Source organism: Streptomyces sp. NPDC046122, from assembly GCF_056429965.1.
This window is the reverse complement of sequence record NZ_JBWKLQ010000005.1, coordinates 88,226-100,207: the sequence shown is the minus strand read 5'-3', so window position 1 is coordinate 100,207 and position 11,982 is coordinate 88,226. Positions and strand designations below refer to the sequence as shown.

Sequence of the window (11,982 nt, the reverse complement as noted above, 5' to 3'; positions counted from 1 at the left end):
CTCGTATGAGAAATATTGCCCGGAGCCTCATCTTCCTCCCATACGCAACGGATATCGTTCTGACCATGACTCAGTCACACCCCGGGATCAGCAAGGCTGTCATCCCTGCCGCCGGCCTCGGCACCAGGTTCCTGCCGGCGACAAAGGCCACTCCAAAAGAGATGCTGCCTGTCGTCGACAAGCCGGCCATCCAGTACGTGGTCGAGGAGGCCGTGACCGCGGGGCTCTCCGACGTCCTCATGGTCACCGGCCGCAACAAGCGGCCCCTCGAGGACCACTTCGACCGCAACTACGAGCTGGAGTCGGCCCTCGGCCGCAAGGGCGACGCCGAACGTCTCGCCCGGGTGCAGGAGTCGAGCGACCTCGCCACCATGCACTACGTCCGCCAGGGTGACCCCAAGGGCCTCGGCCACGCCGTGCTGTGCGCCGCGCCGCACGTGGGCGACCAGCCCTTCGCGGTACTCCTCGGCGACGACCTCATCGACCCGCGCGACCCGCTGCTCTCCCGGATGATCGAGATCCAGGGGCAGTACGGCGGAAGCGTCGTCGCGCTGATGGAGGTCGACCCCTCCCAGATCCACCTGTACGGATCCGCGGCCGTCGCGCCGACCGCCGAGAGCGACGTCGTACGCGTCACCGGGCTGATCGAGAAGCCCGACGCCGCCGACGCTCCCAGCAACTACGCCATCATCGGCCGCTATGTGCTGGATCCGGCCGTTTTCGACATACTGCGCAAGACCGAGCCGGGCCGCGGCGGCGAGATCCAGCTCACCGACGCGCTCCAGCACCTGGCCGAGGACGAGAAGGCCGGGGGCCCCGTGCACGGCGTCGTCTTCAAGGGCCGCCGCTATGACACCGGCGACCGGGGCGACTATCTGCGTGCCATTGTGAGACTCGCATGCGAACGTGAGGACCTGGGGCCGGAGTTCCGGACCTGGCTTCGCAGTTACGTGACCGAGGAGATGTAGGCACCTTGAGCAGCACGATCTGGTCTGTCGACGAGCACCTTGAGGACATCCTCGCCGCGGTGAAGCCGCTCGAGCCCATCGAGCTGCAACTTCTCGACGCGCAGGGCTGCGTCCTCGTCGAGGACATCACGGTCCAGATCGCGCTGCCCCCCTTCGACAACAGCTCGATGGACGGATACGCGGTCCGTACGAGCGATGTCGCGGGCGCGAGCGAGGAGTTCCCCGCCGTCCTCACCGTCATTGGTGACGTGGCGGCGGGCAGCGGCGAGACGCTGAGCGTCGGCCCCGGCGAGGCCGCCCGCATCATGACCGGCGCCCCGCTGCCGCCGGGCGCCGAGGCCGTCGTCCCGGTCGAATGGACCGACGGGGGCACGGGCGGCGGACCGGCCGTCACGATGCGCGCCGCGAGCGGCGCCCCCGAGGGAGCGAGCGGCGAGGTCCGGGTCCACCGCCCCGTCGAGGCGCGGGCGCACGTCCGCGCGCGCGGCAGCGACGTCCAGGCCGGCGACCCGGCGCTGGCGGCCGGTACGGTCCTGGGTCCGCCCCAGATCGGCCTGCTCGCCGCGATCGGCCGCGCCACGGTCAGGGTCAGGCCCCGCCCCCGCGTCGTCGTCCTGTCGACCGGCAGCGAACTGGTGCAGCCCGGCGAGCGGTTGGCCGCCGGCCAGATCTTCGACTCCAACAGCTTCGCCCTGACCGCCGCCGCCCGGGACGCGGGCGCCATCGCCTACCGCGTCGGCGCGGTCACCGACGACGCCGACACGCTCCGCGCGACCATCGAGGACCAGCTGATCCGCGCCGACATGATCGTCACGACCGGCGGCGTCAGCGTCGGCGCGTACGACGTGGTCAAGGAAGCGCTGTCGTCCGTGGGGGACGGGGACGAGCCCGGCGGCGGCGTCGACTTCCGCAAGCTCGCCATGCAGCCCGGCAAGCCCCAGGGGTTCGGCTCCATCGGCCCCGAGCACACCCCCCTGCTCGCCCTCCCGGGCAACCCGGTCTCCTCGTACGTCTCCTTCGAGCTCTTCGTGCGCCCGGCGATCCGCGCCCTGATGGGCCTGAAGGACGTGCACCGCCCCACGGCCCGCGCCACGCTGAGCGCCGACAAGCCGCTGGCCTCGCCGTCCGGAAAGCGCCAGTTCCTGCGCGGGACCTACGACGCGCACACGGGCGCCGTCGCCCCCGTCGGCGGCACCGGGTCACACCTGGTCGCGGCTCTCGCCCACGCCGACGCCCTGATCGTCGTCCCGGAGGACACCACCGAGCTGGAGCCCGGCGCCGAGACCGACGTGGTCCTGCTCGGCTGACCGGGGCCGGGTGGGGGTAGCGTGTCTGCCCTCACAGGCCCTGACCGGGAGCGCCACACGTAATGAGTACGCACGATCGGCTCACGCACATCGACGAGGCGGGGGCTGCCCGCATGGTCGACGTCTCGGCGAAGGACGTCACCGCGCGCACCGCGCGCGCCACCGGACGCGTCCTTGTCGCGCCGCGCGTCGTCGAGCTGCTGCGCGGCGAGGGGGTCCCCAAGGGCGACGCCCTCGCCACCGCCCGCATCGCGGGCATCATGGGCGCCAAGCGCACGCCCGACCTGATCCCCCTCTGCCACCCGCTCGCCCTATCCGGCGTGAAGCTGGATCTCGCGGTGGCCGACGACGCCGTGGAGATCGCCGCCACCGTGCGGACGACGGACCGGACGGGCGTCGAGATGGAGGCGCTGACCGCGGTCACCGTCGCCGCGCTCACCGTGATCGACATGGTGAAGGCGGTCGACAAGGCCGCGGTCATCACCGACGTACGCGTCGAGGAGAAGACGGGCGGCAAGTCCGGCGACTGGAGCCGGTCATGAGCCCTCGTGGTGGAGAGGTCTACAGCCACAGCCACAGCCACGAGCCGGCGCCCGATGCCGGCGCCGCACCCGAAACGGCCGCCGCCGCGCCGGGTGAGCCGCGCCGCGCCCTCGTGGTGACGGCCTCCAACCGCGCCTCCGCCGGCGTCTACGAGGACCGGGGCGGACCGATCCTCGCCGAGGGCCTGCGCGGTCTGGGCTTCGCGGTCGAGGGCCCGCAGGTGGTGCCGGACGGCGACCCGGTGGAGCAGGCCCTGCGGGCCGGCGTCGCCGCCGCGTACGACGTCATCCTCACCACGGGCGGCACCGGCATCTCGCCGACCGACCGCACCCCCGAAGCCACCCGGCGCGTGCTGGACTACGACGTCCCGGGCATTCCCGAGGCGATCCGCGCCGAGGGGCTCGGAAAGGTCCCGACCGCCGCGCTCTCCCGTGGGCTGGCCGGCGTGGCGGGCCGGACCCTGATCGTGAACCTGCCGGGCTCCACCGGTGGCGTGTGGGACGGGCTGGCGGTCCTGGAACGCCTCCTGCCGCACGCCGTGGACCAGATCCGGGGCGCCGACCACCCCGGTTCCGGCTCCGGGTCCCCCCTGCCCGGGAGCCAGAGCTGAACGCTTCGTCCTGGCCCGTCGAGCTGGCCGACGGCGATGTCACCCTCCGCCCGATAAAGCTGCGCGACCAGTCCAGCTGGCGCGAGGTGAACCGGCGCAACCGGGAGTGGCTGCGCCCCTGGGAGGCGACCGTCCCGCCGCCCGCGCCGGCGGGCCCGGTGGCGCAGCGTCCCACGTACCGCCAGATGGTCCGCCACCTGCGGTCCGAGGCGAACGCGGGCCGGATGCTGCCCTTCGTCATCGAGTACCGGGGCCGGCTCGTCGGCCAGTTGACGGTCGCCGGGATCACCTGGGGGTCGATGTGCTCGGGGCACGTCGGTTACTGGGTGGACCGCGACGTGGCGGGCCGCGGGGTGATGCCCACGGCGGTCGCGCTCGCCGTCGACCACTGCTTCCGCACGGTCGGTCTGCACCGCATCGAGGTCTGCATTCGCCCCGAGAACACGCCCAGCCGCAGGGTCGTGGAGAAACTCGGATTCCGCCAGGAAGGGCTGCGCCCCCGATATCTCCACATCGACGGCGGGTGGCGTGACCATCTGGTCTACGCGCTCACGGCGGAGGAAGTGCCCGAGGGCATGCTGAACCGCTGGCACCAGGCACGACCTGGCACCGCGCCGTAATGAAATAGGTGTTCGAATTTCGTCGCCAGGTGACTGCAAAAGGGCGCACAAAGCAGCCTGTTGATCCGATCAGTCACAAAAAAGTTCGAGTTATCAGCCAGATCGTGCGACACACCGGCTCAATTGGCGGATGGGCTTGCGCGAACCCCTCTACGGTGTGGGGTGTGAGCAGCAGCGGCCTGATCTACGCAGTCATCGTCGGGGCCTGGGCCGCCTACTTGGTGCCGATGTGGCTCCGCAGGCAGGACGAGCTCAACGAAGCCCGTCCGACGGAACGCTTCAGCACCGCCATCCGGCTGCTGTCCGGACGGGCGGCAATGGAGCGCCGATACGCCAGGGAGCTCCAGGAACGCGCCGCGGGTGAGGCGGAGACCGACGTGGACCCGGACGCCGTCACGGATCGATTGAGTTCCGTCGACGTCCGGGCCTTCGCCGTGCCCCCGGCCCAGGCGGCCGAGCGCCCCGCCGTCCGGGAGGACGCGCGGGAGCAGGCGCGCGAGAGTGCCCGGGAGGGCGCGCGGGAGACCGCGAGGGCGCAACGGCGTGCGCGCGCAGCGAGCGCTGCCGCCGAACGCGCCCGGCGCTCGAAGGTTCTCGCGCGCCGTCGGCGCACCACCGTGATCCTCTTCCTCGCCTTCACTCTCGGCACGATCGTCGCGGCGGTCGGCGGGCTGCGGTTCCTCTGGGCCCCGGCCGTCCCCGCCGTGCTGCTGAGCACGTACATCGTGCATCTGCGGACCACCGAGCGGCGGCGTTTCGCCTTCACCATGGACCGGCGCAGGGCGGAGGCGGCGGCGCAGCGGCTGCGCGAGCGCCGTCCGCACCCGGGCCGTCGGCCGGTCTCCGCGGAGCCGGACGAGGAGCCTGTCGTACGCCCCGAACCCGAGCCGGCGCCCGCGGTCTCGCCGCAGGAGGCCGGCCGCCGCGCGCTGGTGGAGCAGACGGACCACGCGGAGTGGGTGGACCAGCAGCGCGAACGTGAGCGCGGCGCGGCCTGCGGCGAGAGCTGGGACCCGGTCCCGGTCCCGCTGCCGACGTACGTCACCGCCCCCGTGGCGCCGCGCGCCACCGGCAGCGTCGACTTCGGCGACCCGGGCACCTGGAGCTCCGCCCGCTCCAGCACGGCCGAGCCGACCCCCGCCCCCGAAGCGCCGCCCGTCGCCGACCCCGCTCAGGGCCGCCGGACGAACCCAGGCCGACGCGACCGGGGCCGTGGACGCACGCCGCTCTTCGACCAGTACGAGGACGGGGACCGGCCCCGGGCCGTCAACGAATGATCTTCGGAGAGCGGATTACCGAGCACCCCGATCGAGGTGCTAAAGTTTCACTCGTTGCAAGGGCCTGTGGCGCAGTCTGGTAGCGCACCTCGTTCGCATCGAGGGGGTCTGGGGTTCAAATCCCCACAGGTCCACCGCAGCTCAGAGCCCCAGTCGGAGAGATCCGGCTGGGGCTCTTTGGTGTGCCGTACCGCAAAGGCATCCGGGTGGCGTACGCCACAGAAGGCTCTTCGGTGGCGTACGCCACAGGGGCTGAGGGAGCGTCACAGCTCCAGCGGCTTGGCGAAGCAGCGGCTGTCCTCGTACTCGCGGAAGTGGCCGAACTTCGCGGTGGGGGCGTAACCGCTCGACACGTAGAGGGCGATGGCCTCCGGCTGCTGCGTGCCCGTCTCCAGCACCATCCGGGTGCGGCCGGCCGCGCGGGCGTCGTCCTCCAGGGCGGCGAGGATCCGGCGGGCCAGGCCGATGCCGCGGCTCTCGGGCCGGACGTACATGCGCTTGATCTCGGCGTCGCCGTCCGCGTACCCCTCGCCGTTCTCGTCCTGGGAACGCCAGGCGCCGGAGGCGACCGGGCGCTCCTCGGCGTCGTACGCGATGAGGAAGAGGCCCACCGGGGGGCGGAACATGGAGGGATCGAGCGGTGTCGTGTCGCCCTCGCCGTTGTAGCGCTGGATGTACTCCTGCTGCACTTCGGCATCGAGCTTCATCGCGTCGGGGTGGTCGTACGGGCGCGGATGTATATGCATGCGTATCAGCGTACTTCTATGCGGGTCCGGTGCCGGACGATTTCCCGGTGTCTGTATTGTGCCGGGATGCTCACTGTGACCTCCGTGAATGTTAACGGCCTGCGTGCCGCCGCCAAGAAGGGCTTTGTGCCCTGGTTGGCCGAAACCGACGCCGATGTGATCTGCCTCCAGGAGGTGCGGGCGGAGCCGCAGCAGCTCCCGGAGGAGGTCCGCGACCCGGACGGCTGGCACGTCGTGCACGCGCCGGCCGCGGCCAAGGGGCGGGCGGGCGTCTCGCTCTACACGCGGCGCGAGCCGGACCGGGTGCGGGTCGGATTCGGCAGCGCCGAGTTCGACGGGAGCGGGCGGTACGTCGAGGCGGACCTGCCGGGCGTCACGGTCGCCAGCCTGTACCTGCCCTCCGGTGAGGTCGGCACCGAGCGGCAGGACGAGAAGGTCCGGTTCATGGACGAGTTCCTGCCGTACCTGAAGGGCCTGAAGGAGAGCGCGGCCGCGGGCGGCCGTGAAGTGCTCGTCTGCGGCGACTGGAACATCGCCCACCAGGAGGCCGACCTCAGGAACTGGAAGGCCAACCGCAAGTCCTCCGGCTTCCTGCCGGAGGAGCGCGCCTGGCTGTCACGGGTGTTCGACGAGGCGGGATACGTCGACGTGGTGCGCGCGCTGCACCCCGGGCAGGAGGGGCCGTACACCTGGTGGTCGTACCGCGGGAAGGCCTTCGACAACGACTCGGGATGGCGTATCGACTACGCGGTGGCGACGCCGGGCCTCGCGGGCCGGGCGGCCAAGGCGTACGTCGAACGGGCGGCCAGTTATGACCTGCGCTGGTCGGACCACGCGCCGGTGACCGCGGTCTTCGGGCAGCCGCTCGGCGGCTGACCGCCGGAGTCGGGCGCGGGGGCGTCCTTCTCGGCCCTGAGCAGGCGGTCGAGCGCCATGGAGAGCTCGGCCTCGACGACGCTCTTGGCGAGGGGGCGCAGGCGTTCCAGGGCCGACTGGCGCCGGGCGGCCGCGCCGCCGCCGGCCGGTCCGCCCTCCGTCCGCGCCTCCTCCCCGGCGAGGTGGGAGCGGACCATGGCGGCGAAGATCTCCGCCATGGCCGTCGTGTGCTCACGCACCTCGCGGCCCGCCTGGAGCACGGCGGCCAGCGGCACCCCCTCGCGCACCAGGGCCGCCGACACGTCCAGCAGGCGGCGGCTGATGTGGACGATCTCCTCGCCGTCAGTGGCGAGATAACCGAGGTCGAGGGCGGCGGCGAGGTTCTCCGCGGTGACCTCGCCCGCGAAGTGGTCGGCGAGGTCCTCGGGCGTGAGCCGGACCGGCGTCTCCTCGGTCCAGGTGACGGGAGCGGCGTCCTCGCCCACGCCGAAGAGCTCGCCGACGCCGCGGCCGCTCTCGAAGGTGCTGGCGAGGTCCGCGATGCCGTTGAGGGTGTGGCCGCGCTCCAGCAGCGCCGCGATGGTGCGCAGCCGGGCCAGGTGGCGGTCGTCGTACCAGGCGATCCGGCCCTCGCGGCGCGGTGGCGGCAGCAGCTTGCGCTCGCGGTAGAAGCGCAGGGTGCGCACCGTGATGCCGGCCTTCCTGGCCAGCTCCTCCATGCGGTACTCGCGGGCTTCTGCGGCTTCGTCCACGTGGGAAGCCTATGTTCTACCGCCGGTAACTTTCTCCGGTCCGACCCCTACCCATGAGTACGGCCCTGCTCTACTCTCCAGATCGTGCCAGTGATTGCTGGCAGAGTCGTGGGAGCGCGGGAGGCGTCGGCATGGCCGAGCACGAGCACGTACGAGTGGCGGTGATCGGATCCGGATTCGGCGGCCTGGGCGCAGCCGTCCGGCTGCGCCGCGAGGGGATCACCGACTTCGTCGTCCTGGAGCGCGCCGACGCGGTGGGCGGCACCTGGCGCGACAACAGCTATCCGGGCTGCGCGTGCGACGTGCCGTCCCACCTGTACTCGTTCTCGTTCGCGCCCAACCCCGACTGGCCCCGCACCTTCTCCGGCCAGGAGCACATCAGGGCGTACCTGGAGCACGTCACCGACACCTTCGGGCTGCGGCCGCACATCCGGCTCGACCACGAAGTGAAGATGATGCGCTGGGACGGCGACGCGCTGCGCTGGGAGATCGAGACCGCGCGCGGGAAGCTGAGCGCCGACGTCGTGGTGTCCGCGACCGGGCCCCTGTCGGACCCTAAGGTCCCCGACGTCCCGGGGCTCGACGGCTTCCCCGGCAAGGTCTTCCACTCGGCGCGGTGGGACCACGACTACGACCTGCGCGGCAAGCGCGTCGCGATGATCGGCACGGGTGCCTCGGCGATCCAGATCGTGCCGTCGATCCAGCCCGATGTGGCGAAGCTGACTGTCTTCCAGCGGACCGCGCCGTGGGTCATGCCGCGCATGGACCGGACGATCACCGGGCCGGAGCGCTGGCTGCACCGGCAGCTGCCGTTCACCGCGAAGGCCCGGCGCGGACTGCTCTTCGGCATCAGGGAGTTGCAGGTCACCGCTTTCACCAAGCATCCCAACCAGCTGGGGGCCGTCGAGGCGCTCGCCAAGGCCAACATGGCCAAAGCGATCAAGGACCCGGAGCTGCGGGCCAAGCTGACGCCGTCGTACCGGATCGGCTGCAAGCGCATCCTGCTGTCCAGTTCGTACTACCCGGCGCTCGCGCAGCGCAATGTTGACGTGGTGGCCTCCGGGCTGAAGGAGGTGCGCGGGTCGACGGTCGTGGCGGCCGACGGGACGGAGGCCGAGGTCGACGCGATCGTCTTCGGCACGGGCTTCCACGTCACCGACATGCCGATCGCCGAACGCGTCGTCGGTGCGGACGGCATCACGCTCGCCGAGGCGTGGAAGGACGGGATGGAGTCGCTGCGCGGCGCGACCGCGGCCGGCTTCCCCAACTGGATGACGATCATCGGCCCCAACACGGGCCTGGGGAACAGCTCGATGATCCTGATGATCGAGTCCCAGCTCAACTACCTGGCCGACTACATGCGCCAGTTGCGGGTGCTGGGCGGCCGGGCGGCGCTCGCGGCGCGGCCGTCCGCCGTGCACGCGTGGAACCGGCGGGTGCAGGACCGGATGAAGCGGACCGTGTGGAACACGGGCGGCTGCGACAGCTGGTACCTGGACGCGAACGGACGCAACACGACGATCTGGCCCGGCACGCCGAGCGAGTTCCGGCGCGCGACGCGGGTGGTCAACCTCGCGGAGTACGAGGTCGTCCGCGCGGCGGCGGACGGCCCGGTGGTCGTCGCCGCCGGGGCCGGGGCCGGGGATACGGCCGGGACCGGTCACGGCGAGGGCGCCGCGACCGAGACCGCGGAGGCTGTCGCGTGAGCCGGCTGATGAAGGGCGCGGGTGAGCCGCTCATCGCCTCGCGCGAGCTGACCGCCGTCTCCGCCGACGGCTCGCGCCTGCATGTGGAGGTGTACGGCCCCGAAGGCGCCCCCGCGCTCGTCCTGGCGCACGGCTGGACCTGTTCGACGCTCTTCTGGTCGGCGCAGATACGCGAGCTGGTCGGCGCGGGCGATCACCGCGTCGTGGTCTACGACCAGCGGGGCCACGGGCGTTCGCCGGCGGTCGGGCGCGACGGCTACAGCACCGACGCGCTGGCCGACGACCTCGAAGCGGTGCTCGCCGCCGCGCTCGCGCCGGGCGAGCGGGCCGTCGTGGCCGGGCACTCCATGGGCGGCATGACGATCATGGCGGCCGCCGGGCGGCCCGGGTTCCGTGAGCACGCGGCGGCTGTTCTGCTGTGCAGCACGGGCAGTGCGCGGCTGGTCGCCGAGTCGCTCGTACTGCCGCTGCGCGCCGGGCGGCTGCGGACGCGGATCACGCGGGCGGTGCTGGGTGCGCGGGCGCCACTGGGGCCCGTCACGCCGCTGTCCATGAAGATCCTCAAGTACGCGACGATGGGGCCCGGGGCCTCGCCGGAGCGGGTGGCGCAGTGCGCCCGCATCGTCCACGCCTGTCCACGTGCGGCGCGGGTGGCCTGGTCGCACGTTCTGGGAGAGCTCGATCTCACCACGGGCATAGGGGAGTTGACCGTGCCCACCGCCGTCGTCGCGGGGACCGCCGACCGGCTGACGCCGCCCGTCCACGCCCGCGAGATCGAGGCCGCGCTGCCGCATTCGCTGGGGCTCACCGTGCTGACCGGGGTCGGGCACATGACGCCGGTGGAAGCGCCGGAGGCCGTCACGGCGAAGCTCCGGGAACTGGTCAGCACGTACGTCGCACTTCCGGCCGTGGTGGCCGACCAGGAAGAGAAGGAGCAGGCCGTATGAGCAGCAGGCAGAGCCTCGAAGGACAGGTCGCGGTCGTCACGGGTGCGGCGCGCGGAGTGGGCGAGCTGCTGGCCCGCAAGCTGTCGGCGCGCGGCGCGAAGGTGGCGCTGGTCGGCCTGGAGCCGGACGAGCTGAAGGCGGTGGCGGGCCGGCTCCACGCCGAGGCGCACTGGTGGCACGCCGACGTCACCGACCACGAGGCGATGGCGCGGGTCGCGCGGGAGGTGAAGGAGCGGTTCGGGAAGGTCGACATCGTCGTCGCCAACGCGGGCGTCGCCTCCGGTGGGCCGTTCGTGGACTCCGACCCGGTCGCCTGGCGGCGGGTCATCGAAGTCAACCTGATCGGCGGGGCGGTGACGGGACGGGCGTTCCTGCCGGTGCTCATGGAGAGCCGGGGGTACTTCCTGCAGATCGCGTCGCTGGCCGCGATCACCCCGGCGCCGATGATGACGGCGTACTGCGCGTCCAAGTCGGGCGTCGAGGCGTTCGCGCACTCGCTGCGGGCGGAGGTCGGGTACCGGGGTGTGCGGGTCGGCGTCGGATACCTGTCGTGGACCGACACCGACATGGTGCGGGGCGCGGACCGGGACGACGTGATGCGGGAGCTGCGGCAGCGGCTGCCGTGGCCCTCGAACCGGACGTACCCGCTCGGTCCGGCGGTGGACCGGATCGTGGCCGGGATAGAGCGGCGCTCGTCGCACGTGTACGCCCAGTGGTGGCTGCGGGGGATGCAGTCCGTACGGGGGTACCTGCCCGCGCTCATCGGGGTGGTGGGCCAGCGGGAGATGAAGCGGTTCGAGCCGCGGCTGGCGGGGGTTTCGACCGGGCTCGTGGGGGCGGGGGGCGAGGCGGACGAGAAGGCGCGGGCGGAGCGGTAGGGGGTGGGGGCGGCTTCGAGGCCGGCTCCCGGGGCGGGTCGGATTCGGGTCGGGGTGCGGCTTCGAGTTCGGCTCGGGGTGCGGCTTCGAGTTCGGCCGGAGTGATCGAAATGCGCTGAATGTCCGGTCGTGTCAGTCTGGTCGAGGTTCCACCGGGGGCGGAAACGTCCGCCCCCCCCGCACACCCCAATAGGAGCGACCCTCATGGGTATTGCAGACCAGTTCAAGGACAAGGCGCAGGAGCTCGCGGACCAGGCGAAGCAGGCCAAGCAGCGGAAGCAGGGCGACCAGGGCGCGCAGCGCGAGCCGGGCGACCGTGTTTCGCGCGGTGCGACGCCGGACGCGGCGTCGGAGCGGATGCGCCGGGCGCGGGAGGACCGCGACCTGGGCGTGGGCGAGGACACGCTCCTCGACGACGAGCGGGACGCGGGCCAGGAGCGTTACCGGTAACTGGTCTTGACGTGGGGCCGTGCAGCGCGGTTTCGCGCTGCACGGCCTCGCGGAGGGGAAGAGCGCACCCGGATCACCACGGGTGCGCTCTTTCGCGTGGCGGCGGTGGGTGGGTGGTGGCAGTGGGCGGCCCGCTGCGGGGGCCCGCGAGTGCGAGGGGCTTCGCCCGGCGCTCCCGTCCGCCCGCGCCGTGCCCCTGCCCCACACCGCCCGCGTGCTGGAGGGGGCGGCGAAAGCGCGGGTTTCCGTCGGGGTGCGAGCCGTTGGCGCGTGGCTGCTTCGTGCCGCTGGCCGCAGGCCGG

At 72.3% G+C, this 11,982-nt stretch carries 13 protein-coding genes and 1 tRNA gene; 12 read left to right on the top strand and 2 right to left on the bottom strand.

Annotation, left to right across the window (positions count from 1 at the left end; genetic code table 11):
• Nucleotides 1-65: 65 nt before the first annotated feature.
• The 7 genes from galU (at nt 66) to AC07FK_RS16325 (ending at nt 5,459) form a co-directional block, all read left to right on the top strand.
• Complete coding sequence (gene galU, locus AC07FK_RS16355) at nt 66-968, top strand: UTP--glucose-1-phosphate uridylyltransferase GalU (protein WP_479105552.1); 903 nt, start codon at nt 66-68, stop codon at nt 966-968.
• 5 nt (nt 969-973) lie between these two features.
• Entirely contained in the window at nt 974-2,275 is a 1,302-nt protein-coding gene (gene glp, locus AC07FK_RS16350) for a molybdotransferase-like divisome protein Glp (protein ID WP_479105551.1), read from the top strand.
• 62 nt (nt 2,276-2,337) lie between these two features.
• Nucleotides 2,338-2,817, top strand: a complete 480-nt coding sequence (gene moaC / locus AC07FK_RS16345; RefSeq protein WP_453405049.1) for a cyclic pyranopterin monophosphate synthase MoaC — start codon at nt 2,338-2,340, stop codon at nt 2,815-2,817.
• Nucleotides 2,814-3,428 carry a MogA/MoaB family molybdenum cofactor biosynthesis protein gene (locus AC07FK_RS16340; RefSeq protein WP_479105550.1) on the top strand — a complete coding sequence of 205 codons (615 nt, stop codon included), beginning with the start codon at nt 2,814-2,816 and terminating at the stop codon, nt 3,426-3,428. The genes moaC and AC07FK_RS16340 overlap by 4 nt, the downstream gene beginning before the upstream one ends.
• Nucleotides 3,425-4,048 carry a GNAT family N-acetyltransferase gene (locus tag AC07FK_RS16335; protein ID WP_479105850.1) on the top strand — a complete coding sequence of 208 codons (624 nt, stop codon included), beginning with the start codon at nt 3,425-3,427 and terminating at the stop codon, nt 4,046-4,048. Before AC07FK_RS16340 ends, AC07FK_RS16335 begins: the two co-directional genes overlap by 4 nt.
• 164 nt (nt 4,049-4,212) lie before the next feature.
• Nucleotides 4,213-5,325, top strand: coding sequence for a divisome protein SepX/GlpR (gene sepX, locus AC07FK_RS16330; protein ID WP_479105549.1), 1,113 nt, complete (start codon nt 4,213-4,215; stop codon nt 5,323-5,325).
• 60 nt (nt 5,326-5,385) lie between these two features.
• Nucleotides 5,386-5,459: transfer RNA gene (locus tag AC07FK_RS16325), tRNA-Ala, on the top strand.
• 129 nt (nt 5,460-5,588) lie between these two features.
• On the opposite strand, the gene AC07FK_RS16320 is transcribed toward AC07FK_RS16325, so the two are convergent.
• Nucleotides 5,589-6,071 (bottom strand): GNAT family N-acetyltransferase, encoded by a 483-nt coding sequence (locus AC07FK_RS16320; protein WP_479105548.1) that lies wholly within the window; start codon nt 6,069-6,071, stop codon nt 5,589-5,591.
• A 66-nt stretch (nt 6,072-6,137) separates the two neighbouring features.
• On the opposite strand from AC07FK_RS16320, the gene AC07FK_RS16315 reads away from it, so the two are divergent.
• On the top strand, nt 6,138-6,947 hold the full coding sequence (locus tag AC07FK_RS16315) for an exodeoxyribonuclease III (protein WP_479105547.1): 810 nt from the start codon (nt 6,138-6,140) through the stop codon (nt 6,945-6,947).
• On the opposite strand, the gene AC07FK_RS16310 is transcribed toward AC07FK_RS16315, so the two are convergent.
• Nucleotides 6,881-7,666: a MerR family transcriptional regulator gene (locus tag AC07FK_RS16310; RefSeq protein ID WP_479105849.1), complete on the bottom strand. Its 786-nt coding sequence runs from the start codon at nt 7,664-7,666 to the stop codon at nt 6,881-6,883. The genes AC07FK_RS16315 and AC07FK_RS16310 overlap by 67 nt on opposite strands.
• Before the next feature lie 164 nt (nt 7,667-7,830).
• On the opposite strand from AC07FK_RS16310, the gene AC07FK_RS16305 reads away from it, so the two are divergent.
• The 4 genes from AC07FK_RS16305 to AC07FK_RS16290 all read left to right on the top strand — a co-directional run bounded on the left by AC07FK_RS16305 (nt 7,831) and on the right by AC07FK_RS16290 (nt 11,680).
• Nucleotides 7,831-9,405, top strand: a complete 1,575-nt coding sequence (locus AC07FK_RS16305; RefSeq protein ID WP_479105546.1) for a flavin-containing monooxygenase — start codon at nt 7,831-7,833, stop codon at nt 9,403-9,405.
• Between the two features lie 8 nt (nt 9,406-9,413).
• Nucleotides 9,414-10,352, top strand: coding sequence for an alpha/beta fold hydrolase (locus tag AC07FK_RS16300; protein ID WP_479105848.1), 939 nt, complete (start codon nt 9,414-9,416; stop codon nt 10,350-10,352).
• On the top strand, nt 10,349-11,230 hold the full coding sequence (locus tag AC07FK_RS16295; RefSeq protein ID WP_453405042.1) for an SDR family oxidoreductase: 882 nt from the start codon (nt 10,349-10,351) through the stop codon (nt 11,228-11,230). Before AC07FK_RS16300 ends, AC07FK_RS16295 begins: the two co-directional genes overlap by 4 nt.
• A 204-nt stretch (nt 11,231-11,434) precedes the next feature.
• The gene (locus tag AC07FK_RS16290; RefSeq protein WP_479105545.1) at nt 11,435-11,680 is read left to right on the top strand and encodes a hypothetical protein; all 246 of its coding nucleotides are present in this window, start codon (nt 11,435-11,437) and stop codon (nt 11,678-11,680) included.
• Nucleotides 11,681-11,982: the final 302 nt, after the last annotated feature.